At 71.7% G+C, this 21,238-nt stretch carries 18 protein-coding genes; 7 read left to right on the top strand and 11 right to left on the bottom strand.

Annotated elements, in window-relative coordinates; genetic code table 11:
• Window positions 1–6: 6 nt before the first annotated feature.
• The 6 genes from ACFKCF_RS27575 to ACFKCF_RS27550 form a co-directional block, all read right to left on the bottom strand.
• Window positions 7–1,908, bottom strand: coding sequence for a BTAD domain-containing putative transcriptional regulator (locus ACFKCF_RS27575; protein ID WP_394497957.1), 1,902 nt, complete (start codon window positions 1,906–1,908; stop codon window positions 7–9).
• 110 nt (window positions 1,909–2,018) lie between these two features.
• Window positions 2,019–3,239, bottom strand: coding sequence for a glycosyltransferase (locus ACFKCF_RS27570; RefSeq protein ID WP_394497955.1), 1,221 nt, complete (start codon window positions 3,237–3,239; stop codon window positions 2,019–2,021).
• Between the two features lie 138 nt (window positions 3,240–3,377).
• The gene (locus ACFKCF_RS27565; protein WP_394497953.1) at window positions 3,378–3,638 is read right to left on the bottom strand and encodes a GlsB/YeaQ/YmgE family stress response membrane protein; all 261 of its coding nucleotides are present in this window, start codon (window positions 3,636–3,638) and stop codon (window positions 3,378–3,380) included.
• Window positions 3,639–3,678: 40 nt separating this feature from the next.
• Window positions 3,679–4,599 (bottom strand): hypothetical protein, encoded by a 921-nt coding sequence (locus ACFKCF_RS27560; RefSeq protein WP_394497952.1) that lies wholly within the window; start codon window positions 4,597–4,599, stop codon window positions 3,679–3,681.
• Window positions 4,600–4,672: 73 nt separating this feature from the next.
• Entirely contained in the window at window positions 4,673–5,137 is a 465-nt protein-coding gene (locus ACFKCF_RS27555; RefSeq protein WP_394497950.1) for a MarR family winged helix-turn-helix transcriptional regulator, read from the bottom strand.
• Between the two features lie 38 nt (window positions 5,138–5,175).
• Window positions 5,176–6,447, bottom strand: coding sequence for an MFS transporter (locus tag ACFKCF_RS27550; protein WP_394497948.1), 1,272 nt, complete (start codon window positions 6,445–6,447; stop codon window positions 5,176–5,178).
• Window positions 6,448–6,673: 226 nt separating this feature from the next.
• Between ACFKCF_RS27550 and ACFKCF_RS27545 the strand changes: the two genes are divergently transcribed.
• On the top strand, window positions 6,674–7,402 hold the full coding sequence (locus tag ACFKCF_RS27545) for a FadR/GntR family transcriptional regulator (protein ID WP_394497946.1): 729 nt from the start codon (window positions 6,674–6,676) through the stop codon (window positions 7,400–7,402).
• Here the strand turns inward: ACFKCF_RS27545 and ACFKCF_RS27540 are convergent.
• A complete protein-coding gene (locus tag ACFKCF_RS27540) occupies window positions 7,375–8,682 on the bottom strand; it encodes an L-fuconate dehydratase (protein ID WP_394497945.1) in 1,308 nt (435 codons plus the stop codon). The two genes, ACFKCF_RS27545 and ACFKCF_RS27540, sit on opposite strands and share 28 nt — an antisense overlap.
• Before the next feature lie 165 nt (window positions 8,683–8,847).
• Here ACFKCF_RS27540 and ACFKCF_RS27535 point away from each other — a divergent pair, with 165 nt between their 5' ends.
• Both ACFKCF_RS27535 and ACFKCF_RS27530 read left to right on the top strand, forming a co-directional pair.
• Window positions 8,848–9,873, top strand: coding sequence for a zinc-binding dehydrogenase (locus ACFKCF_RS27535; protein WP_394497943.1), 1,026 nt, complete (start codon window positions 8,848–8,850; stop codon window positions 9,871–9,873).
• A 41-nt stretch (window positions 9,874–9,914) separates the two neighbouring features.
• Window positions 9,915–10,676: an SDR family oxidoreductase gene (locus ACFKCF_RS27530; protein ID WP_394497942.1), complete on the top strand. Its 762-nt coding sequence runs from the start codon at window positions 9,915–9,917 to the stop codon at window positions 10,674–10,676.
• Between the two features lie 65 nt (window positions 10,677–10,741).
• On the opposite strand, the gene ACFKCF_RS27525 is transcribed toward ACFKCF_RS27530, so the two are convergent.
• Window positions 10,742–11,638 carry a sugar phosphate isomerase/epimerase family protein gene (locus tag ACFKCF_RS27525; protein ID WP_394497940.1) on the bottom strand — a complete coding sequence of 299 codons (897 nt, stop codon included), beginning with the start codon at window positions 11,636–11,638 and terminating at the stop codon, window positions 10,742–10,744.
• 11 nt (window positions 11,639–11,649) lie between these two features.
• Window positions 11,650–13,746 (bottom strand): PQQ-dependent sugar dehydrogenase, encoded by a 2,097-nt coding sequence (locus ACFKCF_RS27520; RefSeq protein ID WP_394497938.1) that lies wholly within the window; start codon window positions 13,744–13,746, stop codon window positions 11,650–11,652.
• A gap of 193 nt (window positions 13,747–13,939) precedes the next feature.
• Between ACFKCF_RS27520 and ACFKCF_RS27515 the strand changes: the two genes are divergently transcribed.
• Window positions 13,940–17,188: a BTAD domain-containing putative transcriptional regulator gene (locus tag ACFKCF_RS27515; protein ID WP_394497937.1), complete on the top strand. Its 3,249-nt coding sequence runs from the start codon at window positions 13,940–13,942 to the stop codon at window positions 17,186–17,188.
• A 218-nt stretch (window positions 17,189–17,406) separates the two neighbouring features.
• Here ACFKCF_RS27515 and ACFKCF_RS27510 read toward each other — a convergent pair whose 3' ends face one another.
• Window positions 17,407–18,033, bottom strand: coding sequence for a TetR/AcrR family transcriptional regulator (locus ACFKCF_RS27510; RefSeq protein ID WP_394497935.1), 627 nt, complete (start codon window positions 18,031–18,033; stop codon window positions 17,407–17,409).
• A gap of 103 nt (window positions 18,034–18,136) precedes the next feature.
• On the bottom strand, window positions 18,137–18,322 hold the full coding sequence (locus ACFKCF_RS27505; RefSeq protein WP_394497934.1) for a hypothetical protein: 186 nt from the start codon (window positions 18,320–18,322) through the stop codon (window positions 18,137–18,139).
• A 9-nt stretch (window positions 18,323–18,331) separates the two neighbouring features.
• On the opposite strand from ACFKCF_RS27505, the gene ACFKCF_RS27500 reads away from it, so the two are divergent.
• The 3 genes from ACFKCF_RS27500 (at window position 18,332) to ACFKCF_RS27490 (ending at window position 21,181) form a co-directional block, all read left to right on the top strand.
• Window positions 18,332–19,645 (top strand): cryptochrome/photolyase family protein, encoded by a 1,314-nt coding sequence (locus ACFKCF_RS27500; protein ID WP_394497933.1) that lies wholly within the window; start codon window positions 18,332–18,334, stop codon window positions 19,643–19,645.
• 185 nt (window positions 19,646–19,830) lie between these two features.
• Window positions 19,831–20,664 carry an SAM-dependent methyltransferase gene (locus ACFKCF_RS27495; protein ID WP_394497932.1) on the top strand — a complete coding sequence of 278 codons (834 nt, stop codon included), beginning with the start codon at window positions 19,831–19,833 and terminating at the stop codon, window positions 20,662–20,664.
• A gap of 100 nt (window positions 20,665–20,764) precedes the next feature.
• Complete coding sequence (locus ACFKCF_RS27490) at window positions 20,765–21,181, top strand: ATP-binding protein (protein WP_394497930.1); 417 nt, start codon at window positions 20,765–20,767, stop codon at window positions 21,179–21,181.
• The last annotated feature ends 57 nt before the right edge of the window (window positions 21,182–21,238 follow it).

The raw sequence follows: 21,238 nt of genomic DNA, 5'->3' as shown, positions 1-21,238 counted from the left end.
GGTGGATCAGCCCATGGGCAGGGCCGCCGGTCGCCGTGAGTGGAACCGCAGCAGCCGGCTCAGCGCGGCGTCGCACTGTTCGACGCCCTCGCACGCCCAGGCCTGCCGCCTCGCGAACGCCTGGACCAGGCCGTGGTACCGGTAGGTACCGCCCGGCCCGGCCAGCAGCAGGTGGGCGTCGACCAGCGACTCCAGCAGCCGATGGGCCCGCGGTCGCGGCAGGCCGAGCAGCGCCGCGACCGACTCCGCCGTCAGCTCGCCGTAATCGGGCAGCGCGGCGAGCCGGAAGGCCGTGGCCTGCTGCGGATCGAGCCGGCTCTGCGCCAGCAGCAAGGGGGCCTCGATCAGGGCGCAGCCGTCGTTGGCGCCCGCGGGCCGGTACAGGTCGTCCTCCAGGCGCATGCGGACCTGCCGTACCGTCCAGTGCGGCCTGGCCTGCAGCAGGTCGGCGGCCACGCGTACGGCCAGCGGCTGGTGCGAGCACAGATCGACCAGCTCGACCGCGTCCTGCCGGTGCCCGAGGACCCGCCCGTGGCCGGCCAGCCGGGCCAGCAGCTCCAGCGCGTCCGCCGGGGGCAGGGCGTCGAGCCCGATCCAGCGGACGCCGGGCAGGTCGATGAGGTGCCGCCAGGTGGTGACGATCGCGGCACAGCCGGGTGCCGCCGGCAGCAGGTGGCGTACCTGGTTCGCGTCGGCGGCGTCGTCCAGCAGGATCAGCGCCCGCCGGTCGGCCAGCACGGTTCGCCACAGCGCCGCCCGCTCCTCCAGCCGGTCGGGCAGCCGATCCGCCGGCACGCCGAAGGAGCGCAGGAAGAAGCCCAGGACCGCGGCGGGGTCCGCCGGGCGACCGGCGGACGTTCCGAGATCCGCGTAGACCTGGCCGTCCGGGAAGCGGTCCCGCATCGCGTGCGCCGCCTGCACGGCCAGCGCGGTCTTCCCCACCCCGCCGAGCCCGGTGATCGCCACCACCGGCGTCCACCCGGCGGGACCGAGCGTGTCGTGGACGGCGGCCAGCTCCGCCTGCCTGCCCACGAAGCCGGGCGGCGCGGCGGGCAGCTGGGCGGGCGGCCGCTCGGCCGCGACGGCCGCAACCGGGCGCGGCGCCGGCGGCGCGAGCCCGGGGTCCGCGCGCAGGATGCGCTGACGCATCTCGCGCAGGCCGGCGCCGGGATCGATGCCGAGCTCCGTGGCGAGCAACCGCCGCACCTCGTCGTACGCGGCCAGCGCCTCCGCCTGCCGGCCCGACCGGTAGAGGGCGAGCATCTGCAGCTCGCGCAGCCGCTCGCGCATGGGCTCGGCGGCGACGGCCCCGGCCAGCTCCTCGCTCGCCTCGGCGTGCCGGCCGAGCTCCAGGTCGAGCGACAGCCGCTCCTCCAACGCGGCGACCCTGCGCTGGACCAGGCGGGTCCGCTCCTGGTCGACGTAGTCGCCGCGGGCCCCGCCCAGCGGCGGCCCCTGCCACAGCCGCAGGGCGCTGCGCAGCAGGCCGGCCGCCTCGGCCAGGCTTCCCCCAGCACGTACGGCCGGCGCCTCGGCCAGGCTTCCCCGAGCGCGCACGGCCTGCGCCTCGCGCACCTGCCCGAGGAAGGTGTGCCAGTCCACGGCCACCGCGCCGGCGGATATGGCGTAGCCGCAACCGGACGACCTGATCACCCGGTCGTCGTCCTCGGCGGCCGACACGACGCGGCGCAGCCGGCACACGTAGGTACGCACGACGGCCCGCGCGCTCTCCGGCGGCCGCTCCCCCCACAGCGCGTCCACGATCTCGTCCATCGACGCCGCCTCGCCCTCGCGTAACAGCAGGAAGGCGAGCAACGCCCGCTGCTGGGGCGCGCCGAGGTCGAGCTCCGCGTCACCGCGCCACCCCCGGACCGGCCCCAGCAGGGCGAACCGCAACCCCGTCCTCATGATCGATCGTTCCTTCCCCGCGCTTCACAGTTCGGTAAGACTCCTGGTCAGACCGCGGGAAATCGTAGGCCGCCCTTGTGACCAAGAACTGACCGAAGTGTGATCGCGGCTCACCCTCGACGAGCCGCCACCAGTTCGGCGATCGACTCCAGGGCGTCGAAGCGGGCGATCTCCTCGCGCAGCTCCCGTGCGCGGGCGCGGTAGGACGGCGTCGACAGGACGGTGTTCACGGCCGAGCGGAGTGCGGCGTCGTCGGGTCGCGCCGTGCCCAGGTTGACGCCCGTACCGCTCCACTCGACCCGGGCTGCGATCAACGGCTTGTCCTCCGTGACGCCCCCGACGACGAGCGGGACACCGTGCCGCAGGGCGGTGTGCACCCCGCCGTAGCCACCGTTGGTGACCAGGACGTCGGCATGGGGCAGCAGCAGGTCGAAGGGGATGAAGTCGGCAAGCCTGGCGTTGCCGGGCACGGTCCCCATGATGTTCCGCACGTCCTCGACGCCGCCCGGCCGCGCGGTGGCCGCGACGACGAGGGCGTCGGAGTCGGCGAGGACGCGCAGCGTGGGGACGACCAGCTCCTCCAGGTCCACGTTGGCGAACGTCCCCTGCGTGGTCACCACGACCGGGCGGCCGTCCGACAGTTCCTTCCACCACGACGGCCGCTCGAAGGCCCCGGCAGCTGCCGACGGCACGGGGCCGACGAAGCGGAAGGAGCTCGGGAGGTCGTCACGGGGGAACTCGAACCCGGGGACGGTCAGCTGCAGGTAGTGGTCGGGGACGGTGATCAGGCCGGTGAGCGCGAACTCGGGAAGGGCCACCCCGACCGACTCGAACAGCTTCTCCAGGTGCTGCTGCGCGTCCACGTGGATCTCCGGGCCCCAGCCGGTCGCCGGGGGCGGCGGCGAGACGCCCACGCTGACGGTGATCGGGCGGGTGCCCGGCCCGGCGGCCAGGGAGAGCGGCAGGGCCCCGAGGAACAGGTTGTCGGTGATCACCGCGGTGGCCGGGATGTCGGCCAGCAGCCGCCGCAGCGCCTCGTACTGGGCCGGGATCGGGTCGCCGAAGATGTGCTTGACGTCGAACCCGAGCTGGACCGGGCCAGGAGGGAGCTGGCTCCGTTCGGGAAACTCCAGGTCCATCCGCCGGTCGTCGTAGTCGGCTCCCTCGGGCAGCGCCGTGAAGTACGCGCCGACGGCCTCCGTACGCTCCTTGAACCTCGAGCCGGTGAGGAAGGTCACCTCGTGACCGCGCCTCACCAGGTCGGCGGCGACGGTGAGGAGGGGCGCCACGTGCCCGTGGGCGGGTGTGGCGGCGATAATGATCTTGGACATTGACATCTCCACTGTCAGAACGTGCGAAACAAGCGGTGGTCGTACGTTCGCTCTTGTGTATGGCCAGTGACCGGAGCCGGCACATGCGAACGGCCGTCGCCGGAGCCCGGTGCTCCGGCGACGGCCGCGCCCGTTACCTCAGGACCTGCTTTTCTTGCCCAGCATGCTCGTGGCGGCCGCCACGCAGATGACGGCGAGGACGAGCTGCACGACGATCACCAGCCAGGTCTTCTCGCTGAAGCCGAAGAGGTAGGCGATCCCGGTGCCGACACCGGCGGCCACGATGCCCGCGGCGATGGTGGCGAACCAGCCGATGTCCTGGCGTCCGGGCAGGAGCAGCCGTCCCAGGCCGCCGACGATGGCCCCGCCGATCACGGCGCCGAGCAGGATGGTGAGCATTCCGTTCTCCTTGTGTGAGTGTTCTCCGGCGGGCCGGGGCTTAGTTGCCGCCGTCCTGCTGGGCGAGGTCGCCGCAGGTGAAGCCCGCTCTGCGCTCGGGATCGAGCTGGATCTGGCCGAGGTTGGTGGTCTCCATGGGCCTGCGGAAGGTCTCGAGCTTGTCGCAGTCGTAAAGGACGTACGTGCCGTCGCTCTCGCCGAGCAGCATCATCCAGCGGCCGTCGTAGAGCGGCTTGTCGTCCTCGGCGCTCTTCACCACCGCCCACTGGTCCTGGAAGCCGACCGCGTTCAGCAGCTCGCTGGCCTGGCCGGTCTCCTGGACGTCGATCGCGCCCTCGACCAGGCTCAGGATGAGCAGGAACCCCAGGCCGACGCCGGTCAGGCCGCCGACGATCACCTTCGTCCCGGCGCGCCCGACGGGCTTGCGGCGTAGCAGCCGGAACGGGATCAGGAAGGCCAGCACGCCCAGCCCCACCGCGACGACGACCATGACGAACAGGTCGAGCGTGCCGAAGATGCGGAAGACGCCCCAGTACGTAGCCCCGCACCACAGCGCCGCCACCGTGGCGGCGATCCAGGGCCGCTTCCTGATCCCCTGGTAGAACCTGTTCGCCGCGCCACCGGTGATCTTGTCGATCAGCCATGCCAGGCCGGCGATGACGCCGAGCAGCGGAATGGCGACCAGCAGGAGCAGGACCAACGTGCTCGTCAGCCGGCCGAGCAGGACCGACTGGTCGACGCCCACCTGCTGCGGGTTGACGCCGAAGACGGCGTACATCTGCTCGACGCCGATGTAGAGGACCGCGTAGAGCGCCACCGTGATCGGCACGACGACGGATCCGATGCGTTCGAGCAGCGCCATGACGCCGCCCCCGTCCTCCTGCTCCTGCTCCGTGGTGACGGCGCTCTCCGGAGCTTCGGGAGGGTACGGGTGCTCCGGCGATATCCGATGACTCGACATGGCCCACGACCGTAGGACCCGTTTGCATGCGGAACGTTGACGGCGCGTATATGTGGCCTCGAGCCTCGGTCGCCTAGTGCGCGCCGCCCGGCTCGGTGAGGTGATCGAGGAGGACCTGGCTGATGTCCTCCAGCTGCCGGAGCTGCTCCGGGGTGAGCAGGTCGATCAGGTGCTCGCGCACGCCGGCCACGTGGCGGGGAGCCGCGGCCCGCAGGGCCTCCAGGCCGTCGTCGGTCAGGACGGCGAGCCAGCCGCGCCGGTCGCCCACGTAGTGCTCCCTGCGCACCCACCCCTTCTCTTCGAGCTTGTTGACCGCGTGGGAGATGCGGCTGGGCTTGGAGTTGGTCCAGTGCGCCAGCTCGCTCATGCGCATGGTCCGCTCAGGCGCCTCGGAGAGCAGGACCAGCAGCTCGTAGTAGGTCGGCGGCATGCCGGCCCCGGCCAGCAGGTCGCGCTCCAGGCGGTCGGTCAGCAGGCGGCTGGCCAGCCCGAAGGCCCGCCAGGCGCGCTGCTCGTCGTCGTTGAGCCATCGTGTCACAAAGTCATCGTACTCAATAGTTTCGTGCTGAAATAAGCTTAGGACGCCTTCGCGGGAGCGGAGTCGATGAGCTTGAGGGGTTCGACCCTGCCCATGATCACCAGGTAGTTGAACGCGCCCACGAGGGCGATCACCCCGATCACCAGCAGCGGCACCACGAACGACCCCGTGGAGTCGACCAGTGCGCCCACCACGATCGGCGTGATGATCCCGGCGAAGTTGGACGCGAAGTTCTGGACGCCGCCGATGGATCCCACGTGCTTGGAGCTGGGCGCGACGTCGGCGGGCAGGGACCAGATGCCGGTGCCCGCGACGGTGAGGCTGCCGTACGAGATCGACAGCAGCGCCAGCGCCATCCACGCCTCGGGCACCACGGCGGCGAACATGATCACCGATCCGCCGGCGAGGCCGCCGACGATGACCGTCTTGCGTACGCGGGTGACCGAGGCGCCCCTGCGGATGGCCCGGTCGGCCAGGAAGCCGCCGGCCCATCCGGACAGCACCGCGAACAGGCCCGGCACGGCCCCGAAGAAGCCCAGCTTCAGCAGGGAGAAGCCGCGTTCGGTCACGAGGTACGTCGGGAAGAAGGTGATGAAGAAGTAGATGGCGCTGTTCAGGCAGAAGAAGCCGAACATCATGCTGAGCACGGTGCGATAGCGGAACAGCGACCGCCACGGGATCCGGGCGGCCCCCTCGGCGTCGGTCTCCGCGGTGCGGGCGCCGCCGCCCTCGATGTACTCGATCTCGGCCGCGCTCGCGGCCGGGTGCTGCCGCGGGTCCCGGTAGACCTTCCACCAGAGCAGCGCCCAGGCGACCCCGAGCACGCCGATGACGACGAAGACGGCCCGCCAGTGCAGCAGCGCGATGAGGCCGGTCACCACGGGGAGCGCGATGACCGCGCCGACCCTGGAGCCGGAGTCCCAGATGCTGGTGGCGAAGGCCCGCTCCCTGGTCGGAAACCAGGTGCCCACGACCTTGGCCGCGGTGCTCGGGGCCGGGCTCTCGCCCACGCCGAGCAGGAAGCGGAGCATGATGAGGGACCAGAAGCCGCGGGCCAGCCCGGTCAGCGCGGTGAAGATCGACCACCACACCGCGGCGAGGAAGAACGAGCGCCGCGGCCCGACCTTGTCCACGTACCATCCGGCGACGAGCTGGCAGGCGTCGTAGGCCCAGAAGAAGGCGGCGAAGACCAGGCCCTGCTGGGTCGCGGAGAGGTGGAAGTCCTCTCCCATGAACGGCAGGGCGACGCTGAGACTCGCGCGATCGAGGTAGTTGATCGACAGCCCGGCGAACGCCAGCCAGATGATCATCCATCGGACCCGCGTGACTCCGGTGCGCGGCGTGAGCGGTGGGGGATGCGCTTGCGCCATAGCGACGCCTCCTTCGTACAGCTTTCCAAAATCATCTGATGAATAGTCGCGTAACGTCAAGGTTTCCTGGGGATTTTCCGGACGTTACCTCACTAGAGGCTCAATTGGTCTGATGATTGCCGTGTTGTTCGGCAAGGGACTGCGGCCCGGGTCCTAAACTGGGCGGATGACTACCCGCGAGCCGCGCGCATCGCAGTCCGACATCGTGGTCGAGGGCATCAAGCGCATGATCATCAGTGGCGCCCTCACGGCGGGATCCCGCCTGCCCGTGGAGAAGGACCTGGCCGCGCAGCTCGGCGTGTCCCGCAGCTCGCTGCGCGAAGGGGTGCGCGCCCTGGTCATCACCGGGGTGCTGGAGACGCGGCAGGGCGACGGCACCTACGTGACCGCGCTCGACCCCGGGATCCTGCTGAGCCCGATCGGGTTCCTGGTCGACCTCCACCGGCCGGAGAACGTCGCCGACCTGCAGGCCGTGCGGCGCGTGCTGGAGACGGAGGCCGTGGGGCGCGCCGCGATGCGCGTCACCGAGGAGGAGCTCGACCAGGCCGAGCAGATCCTGGCGTCCATGGAGCTGCTGCTCCAGGCCGAGCGGGTCGACCACGAGGCGATCATGAACGCCGACATCACGTTCCACCGCCTCATCGCCTCGGCCTCGCACAACACGACGCTGGAGGCGCTGATCGAGGCGCTGGCCAGCCGTACCGTGCGGGCCCGCCTGTGGCGGGCCATCAACGCGGAGGGGGCCGAATTCGACACGCACAAGGAGCATCGGGCGATACTCGACGCGCTCAAGAAGCGCGACCCCGACGCGGCCCGGCTACGGATGGGGGTGCACCTGCTCGCGGTGGAGCAGTTCCTGTCGGCGCATCAGGACTCCGTGGCGCTGGCCCAGTAGTCGCCGTCCGGGAAGGTGAACGTCTTGAGCGTGGCGTCGTACATCCGGGCGCTGTAGCCGGGCTGGACCGGCAGCACGTACGCGCCGTTCTTGACGACGCAGGGGTCGACGAAGTGCTCGTGCAGGTGGTCGACGTACTCCGTCACCCGGCCCTCGAGCGAGCCCGAGACCGCGACGTAGTCGAAGATCGACAGGTGCTGGACCAGCTCGCAGAGGCCGACGCCGCCCGCGTGCGGGCACACCGGCACGCCGAACTTCCTGGCCATCAGATAGACCGCGAGGATCTCGTTCACGCTGGCGAGCCTGGCCGAGTCGAGCTGGCAGTAGTCGATGGCCTCGGCCTGGAACATCTGCTTGAACAGCACCCGGTTCATCCCGTGCTCGCCGGTGGCCACCCCGATGGGGGCGACGGCCGAGCGGATGGCGGCGTGACCGAGGATGTCGTCGGGGCTGGTGGGCTCCTCGATCCACAGCGGCCTGAACTCCGCGAGCGCGCGTACCCACTCGATCGCCTGCGGCACGTCCCACACCTGGTTGGCGTCGATCATCAGGTTGGCGTCCTCGCCGATCACCTCGCGGGCGATGCGCAGGCGGCGGACGTCGTCGTCGAGGTCGGCGCCGACCTTCAGCTTCACGTGCTTGTATCCGGCGTCGACGGCCTCCTGGCACAGGCGCCGCAGCTTCTCGTCGGAGTAGCCGAGCCAGCCCGCGCTGGTCGTGTAGCAGGGGTAGCCGGCCTCGGCCAGCTCGGCGACGCGGTCGGCGCGGGTCGGCGCCAGCTCCTCCAGCAGCGCCACCGCCTCGTCGCGGGTGAGCACGTCCGACAGGTACGACAGGTCGGCGACGTCGGCCAGCTCCTCGGGGGTCATGTCGACCAGCAGCCGCCAGAGCGGCTTGCCCGCGACGCGGGCGGCCAGGTCCCACACGGCGTTCATGACCGCCGCCAGGGCGAGGTGCTCGACGCCCTTCTCCGGGCCCAGCCAGCGTAGTTGCGAGTCGGACTTGAGGTGGCGGTAGACGCCGCCCAGGTCCCGGACCACGTCCTCCACCGCCATGCCGACCAGAGGGAGGCCGCGCTGCTCGGCGGCGAGCACGCAGATGTCGTTGCCCCTGCCGATCGTGAACGTGAAGCCGAATCCGGACAGGTCCGGGTCGTCGGTCCTGATCACGACATAGGCGGCCGAGTAGTCGCCGTCCTTGTTCATCGCGTCGGAGCCGTCCTGGCTCAGCGACGTCGGGAAGCGGACGTCGTGGACATCGACGCCGGTGATTGCGGTCATTCGCCTCTCCTGCGGGCTCGAGTCGATCGCTTGCCACGATACATCTGATGACTGGCTGCCATAAACCGCCATTTCTGGGATAATTGGCTAGCCTTGACCATCTTTCGTCTGATGTTTCCTGTGTATGCTGCTGCCCGCAAGACCAGAACGATGGGAGCCCGAACGGTGCTAACCGCCAACTACCTGGGGGAACGGAAGATCGGCGTCCGTGAGGCGGATCCGTCTCCCCCGAAGGCCGGTCAGGTGCAGATCCAGGTCGCCTACACCGGCATCTGCGGCACGGACCTGCACATCCTCCACGGACACATGGACGCCAGGGTGCGACCGCCCGCCGTCGTCGGCCACGAGATGAGCGGGGTCATCGCCGGCGTGGGCGACGGGGTGAGCGGATGGGCCCCCGGCGACCACGTCACCGTCATGCCCCTGGACTGGGACGGCACCTGCCCCGCCTGCCGCGCGGGCAACCAGCACATCTGCCAGAACCTCGTCTTCGTCGGCATCGACTCCCCCGGCGCCCTCCAGGGCCTGTGGAACGTCGACGCCGATCTCCTCGTCCGCCTGCCCGAGACCCTCCGCCTGGACCACGCGGCGCTGGTGGAGCCCGTGGCGGTGGCCGTTCACGACGTACGGCGGGCCGAGCTCGCGCCGGGCAATCGCGTGGTGGTCGTCGGCGGCGGCCCCATCGGCGTGCTCATCGCCACGGTCGCCCGGCACGAGGGCGCCGAGGTGGTGGTCGTGGAGATCGACCCGCTGCGCAGGCAGGCCGCGGCGGCCATGGGGTTCACCGTGCTCGACCCCTCGGCCACCGACCAGGTCTCCTGGGTCGAGGAGTGGACCGAGGGAGCCGGCGCGGACGTGGCGTTCGAGGTGTCCGGCGCGGCGGCGGCGGTCCTGGGCGTGACGGACCTGGTGAAGGTGCGCGGCACCGTCGTCGTGGTGGCCATCCATCCGCAGCCGCGGCCGGTCGACCTGCAGCGCGTCTTCTGGCGCGAGCTGCGGCTGCTGGGCGCGCGGGTCTACCAGCGCGCCGACTTCGAGCGTGCCGTCGAGCTCCTCGCCACGGGGGTGATCCCGGCCGGCGAGCTGATCACCGAGATCGTGCCGATCACCGAGACGGCGAACGCGTTCGCGGCCCTGGAGTCGGGCCGCGCCATGAAGATCCTCGTCGACGTCTCAGGGGGTGCGGCGTGAGCGAGGGCCGTTCGGCTCATGACGACTCCGGAGGAGGCGGCATGAGCCGGGAGTTGTTCGACCTGACGGGCAGCACGGCGGTCGTGACGGGCGCGCGCCGCGGCATCGGCCTGGCCATCGCCGAGTCGCTGGCCCGGGCGGGCGCCGACATCATCGGCGTCAGCGCGGCCATGGAGCCGTCGGGCAGCGAGGCGGCGCGCCGCGTGGAGGCGGCGGGCCGGACCTTCACGCCGCTCCAGGCCGACTTCTCCGACCGGGCGGCCGTCACCGAGCTGGCCGCCCACCTCGAAGGGCTCGGCGTCGACATCCTGGTGAACAACGCGGGCACCATCGAACGCGAGCCGGCCGCCCAGCACTCCGGCGAGATCTGGGACCGGGTCATCGAGACCAACCTCAACAGCCAGTTCGTGCTCAGCCAGGCCGTCGGCCGGTCGATGATCGAGCGGGGTCGCGGGAAGATCATCTTCATCGCGTCGCTGCTGAGCTTCCAGGGCGGCATCAACGTGCCCGGTTACACCGCCTCCAAGTCGGCGATCGCCGGGCTGACGAAGGCGCTGGCCAACGAGTGGATGGCGAAGGGCGTGAACGTCAACGCCATCGCGCCCGGCTACATCGCCACGGACAACACGCAGGCGCTCCAGGACGACCCCGACCGCAGCCGGTCCATCCTGGAGCGCATCCCGGCCGGCCGCTGGGGCACGGCCGGCGACCTCGGCGGCGCCGCGGTCTTCCTGGCGAGCCGCGCCTCCGACTACGTCTCCGGCGTGGTGCTCCCCGTGGACGGCGGCTGGCTCGCCCGCTGACCACCCCCCTCGCCGAGCCCGGCCCGCGGGCCGGGCTCGGCGGGTGAGCCGGGCTCGGCGGGTGGTCAGAATCGGAGTTTGCGCAGGTAGCGGTATCCGACCTCCGCGGTCTGCCGGGGAGTCACGTCAGGGGTGTCGTTCTCCACGATGTACTCCTTCACCTGGTGCTTGTCGAAGATCCGCCGGAAGTCGATGGTCCCGGTGCCGAGGTCGGCCATGTCGCCGTCCAGGTGCCGGTCCTTGACGTGGAACTGCAGCACGCGCTGCGGCGCCCGGCGGATGACGTCGAGGGCGAAGCGCACCGGGTCGGCGGCGCCGCGCCCGACGCCGCCGGTGACCGCCCAGTAGATGTCGATCTCCAGGTGGACCAGGCGGGGATCGAGCTCGGAGGTGAGCACGTCCCAGGGGGTCTTCCCGCCTCCGAGGTCGGTCGTGAACTCGTGGGCGTGGTTGTGGTAGCCGTAGCGCAGACCCGCCGAGCGGGCGGCCTGGGCCTCGACGTTCATGCGCTCGGCCCACGCCTTCCACTCGTCCAGGCTGGTGGAGTTCAGGTAGGGGACGACCATGAAGGACTGGCCGAGGGTCAGCGCGTTGTCGATCTTCGTGTCCAGGGCGGCCTGGTCGGCGGTGAGGCCGTCGTGGCTGGAGGAGGCGCGGATGCCGAGCCCGTCGAGGAACGCGCGGAGCTGCTTGGCCGTGCGGCCGAAGTAGCCGAGCGCGACCTCGATCTTCGGGTATCCGGTCTCGGCCAGGTAGGCGAGGGTGGCGTCGTAGTTCTTGGCGAGGTCGTCGCGTACCGTCCACAGCTGGATGCTGATCTGGTCCCGGGGGATGCGGTTCCGGCCGGGGTGGTGGGAGGTGGCCGCGGCGGCGGCCGGGGAGGCGGCGGCGACGGCCGCCGCCCCGAGTCCGAGGCCCGCGGCGAGCAGCGAGCGCCTGCTGGGGCCGTATCCGTAGCACATGGGGGGGTCTCCTAACGTGTGGGCTGGAGGATGACCTCGTCGCTGCCGGTCAGCGGGGGCAGGTCCGCGCCGCCGGGGTCGGTGTAGGTCGCGACGAAGACGCCAGTGAGGTGGTCGCTTTCCGGATCGTGCCCGCTCGGCACGGTGGTCTTGATGGAGCCCGTGCAGCCGCGGGCCGTGGTCTGCGGGTGGCCGTGCTCGTCGTGGCCGAGGATGTAGTCCACGGTCACGTTGGCGCAGTCCACCGCCTGGTCGTCGGTGATCCGCACCTCGAACTCGACGGTGTCGCCGAACGTGAACGTCTGCCCCTCGGCGGGCCGGACCAGCTCGACGACCGGCGCGGCGTTGCCGACCACGATCCGCACCGACGTGGCCGCGGACCGGCCGGCGTCGTCGCTGACGCGCAGCGTGGCGTTGTAGAGGCCGTTCTGCCGGTACGTGTACGACGCCTGCGGGCTGCGGGAGTCGACCCGGCCGTCGGCGTCGAAGTCCCAGGCGTAGCGGATCCGGTCGCCGTCGGCGTCGGTCGTGCCGGCGCTGGTGAAGTCGACGGCGAGCGGCGCGTGGCCGGCGGTCACCGACGCGGCGGCGACCGGGACGGGAGTGTGGTTGCCGGTGTTGCCGATGTAGTCGAAGCGCGCGAGCTGGGCGTCCGGGTTCTCCTGGAAGTAGCCGTCGCCGTACTCCAGCACGTAGAGCGCCCCGTCGGGGCCGAACTCCATGTCCATCGGGTTGTCGAGCACGAGCGACGGCAGCACGTCCTCGATCCGCCCGTCACGGTGGAAGGCCTTGACGTAGTCGCGGGTCCACTCGTAGAAGAGCGGGACGCCGTCGTAGTACCTGGGCCAGGCCACGGTGGTGCGGCCGTGCGCGGCGCGCGGGTCGTAGTCGTACGCCGGCCCGGCCATCGGGCCGATGCCGCCGGTGCCCAGCTGCGGGAACTCCTGCGACGGCCCGTACGAGTACCACACGTCCGGCTGGACCGCCGGCGGCAGCCTGCGCAGGCCGGTGTTGTGCGGCGACTCGTTGACGGGCGCGGCGCAGGCGAACGCGCTGCCGGACGCGCCGGTCGCGAAGTCGTAGTCGACGTACGGGAGCCGCGCCGTCGCGCAGTACGGCCAGCCGTAGTTGCCCGCCTTGCGGATCTTCGTCCACTTGCCGTGCCCCGCCGGCCCCCGCCGGGGATCGGCCTCGGCCGCGTCGGGCGAGTAGTCGGCGACGTAGAGGTCACCGTTGGATCGGTTGACCTCGATGCGGAACGGATTGCGCAGGCCCATCGCGTAGATCTCCGGCCGGGCGCCCGCGGTCCCCGGCGGGAAGAGGTTGCCGCGCGGGACCGTGTAGGACCCGTCCGGGCGGACCTTGACGCGCAGGATCTTGCCGCGCAGGTCGTTGGTGTTGCCGGCGCTGCGCTGGGCGTCGAACGCCGGGTTCCGGTCGGACCGCTCGTCGAGCGGGGCGTAGCCGCCGGAGAAGAACGGGTTCGTGTCGTCGCCGGTCGACAGGTAGAGGTTGCCGGCGGCGTCGAAGACGATGTCTCCGCCGACGTGGCAGCAGATGCCGCGGTCCACGGGCACGTCGAGGATGCGCTGCTCGGTGCGCAGGTCGATGGTGGCGCCGGTGAAGCGGAACCGGGACAGCCGGATCAGCCCCTTGAAGGGCGCGAAGTCCGCCGGCGTGCCCGTGAACGGGGCGTCGCCCTCGTTCACGTCCGGCGTCGCCGGGTCGTCGATCGGGGTGTCGAGAGGCGGCGAGTAGTAGAGGTAGACCCAGTCGTCCTTCTTGGAGCCCGTGCCGAAGCCGGGGCCGAGGGCGATGCTCTGCAGCCCCTCCTCGTCGTGCCGGTAGACGTCGAGCCGGGCGGCCAGCGTGTTGAGGCCGGTCTTCGGGTCGTGTAACCAGACCTCGCCGCGCCGGGTGGTGTGCAGGACCCTCGAATCCGGTAACACCGCCAGGTCCATCGGCTCGCCCGGATTGTCGTTGAGCGTCACCTTCTGGAAGTCGCTGTCGGGCGGCGGCGCCGCGGCGCTCCCGGAGGAGGCTTGGGCGGCGGCAGGCAGGAGGATCGCCGCAGCAGACATGGCCGCGATCGCGGTTCTCACTCTCATTGCCTCTCCCTTCGGTCTACTCGGGGGATAAGAGAGGGCAAATCACCGTGAATGTAACCCGAGTTACGCCGATAGAGGAGGGGGCAATCGCGGATGATCGAGCATCTTTCGCCTTCTTCTCGGACTAAGTGGTCTCCAGCGGCTCCAAGCTTCGCTGCAGTGTTCTCCAAGTCGGCCTGATCACACTTGACCGGTGGAATTCCGAGTTCTGGGGCCCTTGGAGGTCCGTGCCGGGGACGGGCGGGCCGTCGCGCTGGGCGGGGCGCGCCCGCGGGCGGTGCTGGCGCGGCTGCTGGTCGCGCGGGGAACGGTGGTCTCCGCCGACGCCCTGATCGACGACCTGTACGGTGGAGCGCCGCCGCCCAGCGCACTGCCCACGCTGCACTCGTACGTGTCGAACCTGCGCCGTGCCCTCGAACCGGGCCGCCTCCCGCGCGCCCGGCCCGGCGTGCTGATCGGCCGGCCGCCCGGCTACCTGCTCGCCGCCGATCAGGTGGACGCCGACCGGTTCGGCGAGCTGCTGCGCCGGGCGGAGCTGCGGCCACCGGTGGAGGCGCTGGCCTGCCTGGAGGAGGCGCTCGGGCTGTGGCGCGGCACGCCGTACGGGGAGTTCGCCGAGGAGCCGTGGGCCGTCACCGAGGTGGGCCGGCTGCGTGAGCTGCGGCTGGTCGCGCTCGAACGGCGCGCGAACGTGCTGCTGGAGCTGGGCCGGGCCCAGGCGGTGATCACGGGCCTGGAGACCGAGGCGGTCGCGAACCCGCTGCGCGAGCGGCTGTGGAGCCTGCTCGCGATGGCCCTGTACCGTACCGGCCGCCAGGCGGAGGCGCTGGGCGTGCTGCGCCACGCGGCCGAGCTGCTGGCCGACCAGCTCGGCCTCGACCCGAGCCCCGAGCTGCGCGCGCTGGAGCAGGACATCCTGCGGCAGTCGGGTTCGTCGCTCCCCGCGCACGACGCCGCCGCGTTCGTCTCCGCGCTCCCGTCCACCCCCGCCATGCGCGGGCGTGACCGGCAGCTCGCCGAGCTGACGGCAGTGGCCGCGCGGGCGGCCGACGCCGGTCTGTCACTGGCGGCGGTGAGCGGCGAGCCGGGGATCGGCAAGACGCTCCTGCTGGAGGAGTTCGGGACGCACTGCGCCGCCCGGCTCGGGCAGCTCGTGCTCCGCGGACGCTGCCACGACGCCGAGGGAACGCCACCGCTGTGGCCGTGGATCCAGGTGCTGGAGGCGCTCGAACACCACTGCCCGCCGCCGGACCGGCAGGCGCTGGCCGGGCTGCTCGACGCGGGGACCCCGGCGGGTCCGGCCGACGGGATGCTGTTCCAGCGGAACCAGGCCGTCGCCCATTGGCTGTCGTCGGCCTCGCGCACCCGGCCGCTGGTGATCGTCCTGGACGACCTGCAGTGGGCCGACGCCGCGTCGCTGGACCTGCTCAGGGATCTCGTCGTGCTACTGCAGCGGGCCTCGATCACCCTGGTCATGGCCTTCCGCACCGGGTGCGACGACCCGCTGGGCCGGCTCGCCCGCTACGACCTGCTGAGCCTGCGCGTGTCCGGCCTGGAGCCGGCGGCGGTGCGGGCCATGGCGGCGGACCTGGGGGTGGAGCTCGACGCGGACGCCGCGGTGCGGATGGCCGGCCGGACCGCGGGCAACCCGTTCCTCATCCGGGAAAGCCTGCGGCTGCTGGCCCAGGGACGGGCCATGGACGCCGTCCCGGACGGCGTCGCCGAGCTGGTGCGGCAGCGGCTCGACGCGCTGGCCGGGGACCCGGCGGCGCTGGAGGTCGCCGCCGTGATCGGCAGGGAGTTCGACCCCGCGATCGTGACCGAGGTGGCGGGCCAGGAGGCGGGCGACCTGCTCGACCGTGCGGTCCGCTCGGGTCTCCTCCAGATCGCCGGGGGCGGCCGGCTGGCCTTCGCCCACGACCTCGTCAGGGAGGCGCTGGTCCGGGATCTCCCGCCGCTGCGCAAGGCCGCCGTCCACCGCGACCTGGCCGCCGCGCTGGCCGCCCGCCCGTCGACCGACGTGGCCGTCATCGCGCACCACGCCGTACAGGCCGGGCAGGAGTCCTACGGCCAGGCCGTGCACTGGGCCACCGCGGCGGCCGAGCAGGCCGGCCTGCGCCTGGCCTATCAGGAGGCGGCCACCTGGTGGGGGCACGCCGTCGCCGCTCACGACGCGGCCGGTGGTGACCCCGCGCAGCACGTGGAGCTGCTGCTCTGCCACACCCGCGCACTTCTGGCCGCCGGCGATCCGGCCACCGCCCGCCGCAGCGCCGCCGCCGCCCTGCGCACCGCCGACCGCGTCCCCGCTGGTCATGACCTGGTCGTACGGGCTCTCACCGCGCTCGACACCCCCGCCCTCTGGGTGCTGCGCGATCCCTACGAGACGATCCACCGCCCTCTCGTGCACCGCCTCGAAACCGCCCTCGACGACCTCCCGGCCACCGACTCCCCCGAACGCGCGCTCCTGCTGGCCCGCCTCGCACAGGAGCTCTACGACGGCACCGCCGACCCCCGCTGCGACACCCTCTCCGCCCAGGCCGTCGCCATGGCCCGCCGCCTCGGCGACCCCCACCTGCTCATCCGCGCCCTCAACGCCCGCCACCTCTCCATCCCCCAGCCCCAGTCCGTGCCCGAGCTGATCCGGCTCACCGGCGAGCTCCACGAGCTGGCGCGGCGCACCCGCAACCCCCGCGTCGAGCTGCTGGCCGGCATGATGGACACGCACAACCGGCTGGAGACCTTCGACATCGCCGGTGCCGACCAGGCCGCCGCCCGCTGCGAGGCCCTGCTGGAACGCCTCCCGCTGCCCTGGCCCCGCTTCCAGCACACCCTCTGGCGGGCCAACCGGCTCGCCCTCGACGGCCGCTTCGAGGAGGCCGACCAGATCTACGACGACGCCGACGTCCAGGCCCGCGACCTCAAGGTCTGGCACGCCCGCCCGACCGTCGCGGCCGGCCGCATCGCCCTGTCCTACCACCGCGGCGCCATCGCCGACGCCGCGCCCCTCATCGCCGCCGTCCGCGCCCACCCCACCCTGCACCACGACGCCACCACGCTGCACCTGTGCGCCCAGGGCCGCCTCGACCACGCCCGGCACCTCAACGGCGGCCCCCGCCCGGCCCCGCCCCGGGACTGGTCCTGGCTGTCGGCCACCTGCCTGCGCGCCGCCGCCGTCGCCGCGGTCGGCCGCACCCACGAATGCCGCACCGTCTACACGGCTCTGCTCCCCTACAGCGGCCGCATCTCCGCCCTGTCGGCGGTCCTGTGCCTGGGCCCCGTCGACTGGTACCTCGCCCTGCTCGCCGCCGCGACCGGACGCCACGACACCGCCGCCGCCCACCTCACCGCCCTCGAACAGCAGGCCGACGCCGCCGGCCTGCACTGGTGGCGCGACCGCGCCGCCGCGACCCGCAAGCCCCTTCAAGTGGCCACCAGTGGATGACAAGCGCGGCCTGGCCCGAAAGGCGTGCCGTTCAAGGTGTCCACCGGCAACAGCGGGGCTGCGCGACCGGCCCCAGGCGCCGCCCGGCCCACCGCCCGGACCACGGGCGCCGCCCGCTGCGGCCGAGCAGCGGCGGCGCGCACGCCCACGCCACCGTCCTCCGGTCAGCTCAGCAGCTCGCGGACCAGTGGCGCGCACGCCCACGCCGCCATCCCGGGTCAGCTCAGCAGCTCGCGGACCAGTGCCTCGCTCCACCAGCGCTCGACCTGGTCGGGTGACCAGCCGCGCTCGGCGGTGAGCGTGGTGTAGACGTCGATGCTGCACATGCCCGCATAGACGTCCACTGCCGTCGGCACGTCCAGGCCCGGGCGGAGCGCGCCGGCGGGCCAGGAGGAGAACACCGCCGTGCGGGTCTCGTCGGCCCGCCTGCGACCGTCGCGGTAGACCGTCGCCAGCTCGGGCTCGACGCGGCCGGCTTCGCGCAGCAGGGTGATGACGTCTCCGGCGCGCTCGTACAGGCGCCGGTCGAATCCGGCCATCGCGGCCAGTTGCCGCGCGGGATCCGTCCCGGGGGTCTCCAGCTCCGCGAGCTGCTGGGACGGGTCGGCCGACAGGTCGGCGGCGTCGGCCAGGGCCCGGGTCAGGCCGGTCTTGTTGCCGTACACCGAGTAGACCGTCGGCACGGAGACCCCCGCCTCGCGGGCCACGTCGCGTACGGTCGTCGCCGCCCAGCCACGCTCGACGAAGAGCCGCCGCGCGGCTCGGGCGATCTCGGCCCGCGTCTCCAGCGCCTGCGTCGTCCGGCGCAACGAGTCGTAACGGCGCGGCCCCGCCTCTGCCTCCATGACTTGCACCCTAAGGCTTCACGCTTCTCCGGCCGGACTGCGCTCACGAGCACCGGACCGTCGACCTCTCTCCGACCGGACTGCGCTCACGAGCACCGGGCCGTCAGCCTCTCTCCGGCCGGACTGCGCTCAGGGGCGCCACGTCGTCGGCCTCGGATCCGCTGCCCGGGCGCCGTCCCGCGTTGTGGGTGTCCGAACGGGGGCGGGCCAGTCGTGGCAGGTCCACCTGGAGCTCCTGGCCGGTGTCCTCCGGCGCTCCACCGAGCCCGGTGAACGGCGTGCGGCTCACACTGTCCCCATGGCCACGGCGATCGTGCTGTTCAACAGGGACCTGCGCGTCCACGACCACCCCGCCCTCGTCGCCGCCTGCGAGCGGGCCGAGCGGGTGGTGCCGCTGTTCGTGCTGGACCCGGCCGTACCGGAGGGGAATCGGCACGGCTTCCTCCTGGAGTGCCTGGCCGATCTGCGGGCCGCGCTCCGCGCCCGCGAGGGCGACCTGGTCGTACGGCAGGGCGACGTCGTCCGCGAGACGATGAGGCTGGCCGCCGAGGTGGACGCGACGACGATCTGCGCCAGTGCGGACGTCAGCTCGCTCGCCAGGCGGCGCGAGGAGCGCTTCACCCGGGAGCGGATCGAGTACCTGCGTTTCCCCGGCGTCACCGTCGTGCCCCCGGACGTGCTGCGGCCCTCGGGCGGCGGCGACCACTACCGGGTCTTCACCCCCTACTGGCGTGCGTGGGCCCGCCACCCACGCCGCCCGGTGCTGCCGCCACCGCGCGCGGTGCGGATGCCCTCGGGCCTGGCCGCCGGACGGCTGCCCGGGCCGCAGCCGCCCGGGCCCCAGCGGCCTGAGCACCAGCCGCCCGAGCACCAGCCGCCCGGGCCGATTGCCGGCGGCGAGTCGGCGGCCCGCGAGCGCGCCGACCGCTGGCTGCGGGAAGGGCTGGACGGCTACGTCGACGGGCACGACGACCTGGCGGGCGACCGCACCTCGCGGCTCAGCCCGTACCTCCGCTTCGGTTGCCTGTCGCCGCTGGAGCTGGCCTGCCGCGCCGAGCGCAGCGAGGCCTTCGTCCGCCAGCTGTGCTGGCGGGACTTCCACCACCAGGTGACGTACGCGTTCCCGCAGATCACCCGCGAGAACTACCGCCACCCCGAACGGCGCTGGCGGCACGACCAGGACGCGCTGCAGGCGTGGCAGGCCGGAATGACCGGCCTGCCCATCGTGGACGCCGGGATGCGGCAGCTGCTCGCCGAGGGCTGGATGCACAATCGGGCCCGATTGATCACGGCCGCCTATCTCGTCAAACATCTCGGCCTCGACTGGCGGGACGGTGTACGACACTTCTTCCAGCACTTGCTCGACGGCGATGTGGCCGACAATTCGGGCAACTGGCAATGGGTCGCGGGCACCGGGAACGACACCCGCCCCAATCGCACCTTCAATCCCCTGCGTCAGGCCAAGCGCTACGACCCCTCAGGCGACTACGTCCGGCGTTATGTGCCCGAACTCGCCGACGTGCCGACCCCCTACGTCCACGAGCCCTGGCGGCTGTCCCCGCCGCCCGCCGAGTACCCCGCGCGGCTTGACAGTGCCGATGACCAGGCATGACTCGCGGACGATCTATTGCACCGGCCGTGTCACGAAGATTCCGGTAACAAACATTTCCCGAAATAACCGGTCTATCGTATTGTCATTGACTGGAATTGTTGGAACATATGGTCAGAGTCATCGAGTGAAGTCCAAAGATCGCTTACCGCAAAAAGGTCAGCGGCGAGGGGAAAGGGGCAACGCTCATGCACCAACGTGCTGTCCGAAACCTGGCCAGGCTCGACACGACGCAAGCCAGAATCACTCGGATATTCGACGCTGCCGCAGGTGGGAAGGACAACTTCCTGGCGGACAAAGACGTGGTGCGCCATTTTGATCAAGTTACACCTGCCCTCACGACCGCGGCCCGCGCCGTTCTGCAATTCCTGTCCCGGGTGGTGGCACACCTGGCGGCCGAAGGCGTGGACCAATTCATGATCGTGGGCAGCGGCGTCCCCAGCGGCCTCTCGGCCGGCAACCGGTTACACGACATAGCCCGCCGGGCCTCGCCCGGCTCCGCCGTACGCGTCGTGTACGTCGAGAACAACCCGATGGTGGTGGCCACCGCCCAGGCCACCATCGAGCCCTTCACCGACCTGGTCCGCGTGGTGGACGGCGACATCCGGGAGATCGACGAGATGCTCCAGGACCACGTGGTCCAGACGTTCGTCGACTGGGAACGGCCCCTGGCCGTGCTGCTGCTGTCGTCGCACAGCCTCGACGACGACGAGTACGCCCACTACGTCGTCAAGCGGCTCCAGCACACGGCGCCCAAGGGCAGCTTCCTCGGCCTGCTGCACACCACGTTCGACGCCGTCCCGACGGAGTTGCTGCCCGCCATCCGCGACATGGTCTCCATGACGCTGCCCCGCCTCGCGATCCGCTCCCGGGACGAGGTCGCGGCCCTGCTCGACGGCCTCGACCTGGTAGAGCCCGGGCTGGTGTGGGTGCCGGAATGGCGTCCCGCCGGGCGTGACCTGGCCTGCGCCGACGATCCGAGCGCGTCGGGCAACTACGGCGCCGTCGCCCGCATCCCCTGACGCGTCTCTCCGGGCCCGGAATCGTAACAAAATCGCATTCGCATAAGTGAAGGCAAGAGCTTATCGTGGAGTTGGGAGCGCTCCCAATCTGAGAGACGTGATGCGTATGTCCCCCCGCCCCAGCTCCTTGTCCGCCGCTCCGATCCGCGCGGTCGCGTACCTGCTGCCGTCGGTGCCGGCCGGTGTCGGCGAGGCGCGCTCCCTGGTCCGGACCGAACTGACCGGTTGGGGCCTGGAAAGACTGATCGACGACTGCGTGCTCATTGTCAGCGAACTGGTGACCAACGCCGTCCGGTACGGCGGCTCGGCGTACGCGCTACGCCTTGAGGACCGTGCGGACCGGTTGTACGGGGAGGTCTTCGATCCGGGCGCGGGCGAGCCCCGCCCGTGCGCGCCCGACGCCGACGCGCTCTCGGGACGCGGATTGCAGATCGTATCGATGATCGCCGACGACTGGGGAGTGACCGCGACGGACGGCGGCAAGGTCGTCTGGTTCTCGGTCCTGAGCACCATCTGACCCCCGCCTGACCGCGGGACGGGACGCGAAACCGGCCGCGGGACGGGACGCGAAACG

Origin of the sequence: Nonomuraea sp. JJY05 (assembly GCF_043496855.1) — a bacterium.
Classification (GTDB): Bacteria; Actinomycetota; Actinomycetes; order Streptosporangiales; family Streptosporangiaceae; genus Nonomuraea.
The sequence above is the reverse complement of the archived record's forward strand: the minus strand, read 5'-3'. Positions and strand labels throughout refer to the sequence as shown.

Bases quoted from the DNA above. Each gene is read 5' to 3' on its own strand.
- ACFKCF_RS27520 (WP_394497938.1), bottom strand. From the start codon at position 13,746: ATGAGAGTGAGAACCGCGATCGCGGCCATGTCTGCTGCGGCGATCCTC.
- ACFKCF_RS27495 (WP_394497932.1), top strand. From the start codon at position 19,831: ATGCACCAACGTGCTGTCCGAAACCTGGCCAGGCTCGACACGACGCAA.
- ACFKCF_RS27510 (WP_394497935.1), bottom strand. From the start codon at position 18,033: ATGGAGGCAGAGGCGGGGCCGCGCCGTTACGACTCGTTGCGCCGGACG.
- ACFKCF_RS27540 (WP_394497945.1), bottom strand. From the start codon at position 8,682: ATGACCGCAATCACCGGCGTCGATGTCCACGACGTCCGCTTCCCGACG.
- ACFKCF_RS27490 (WP_394497930.1), top strand. From the start codon at position 20,765: ATGCGTATGTCCCCCCGCCCCAGCTCCTTGTCCGCCGCTCCGATCCGC.
- ACFKCF_RS27565 (WP_394497953.1), bottom strand. From the start codon at position 3,638: ATGCTCACCATCCTGCTCGGCGCCGTGATCGGCGGGGCCATCGTCGGC.
- ACFKCF_RS27500 (WP_394497933.1), top strand. From the start codon at position 18,332: ATGGCCACGGCGATCGTGCTGTTCAACAGGGACCTGCGCGTCCACGAC.
- ACFKCF_RS27545 (WP_394497946.1), top strand. From the start codon at position 6,674: ATGACTACCCGCGAGCCGCGCGCATCGCAGTCCGACATCGTGGTCGAG.
- ACFKCF_RS27560 (WP_394497952.1), bottom strand. From the start codon at position 4,599: ATGTCGAGTCATCGGATATCGCCGGAGCACCCGTACCCTCCCGAAGCT.
- ACFKCF_RS27550 (WP_394497948.1), bottom strand. From the start codon at position 6,447: ATGATCATCTGGCTGGCGTTCGCCGGGCTGTCGATCAACTACCTCGAT.
- ACFKCF_RS27570 (WP_394497955.1), bottom strand. From the start codon at position 3,239: ATGTCCAAGATCATTATCGCCGCCACACCCGCCCACGGGCACGTGGCG.
- ACFKCF_RS27525 (WP_394497940.1), bottom strand. From the start codon at position 11,638: ATGTGCTACGGATACGGCCCCAGCAGGCGCTCGCTGCTCGCCGCGGGC.
- ACFKCF_RS27530 (WP_394497942.1), top strand. From the start codon at position 9,915: ATGAGCCGGGAGTTGTTCGACCTGACGGGCAGCACGGCGGTCGTGACG.
- ACFKCF_RS27575 (WP_394497957.1), bottom strand. From the start codon at position 1,908: ATGAGGACGGGGTTGCGGTTCGCCCTGCTGGGGCCGGTCCGGGGGTGG.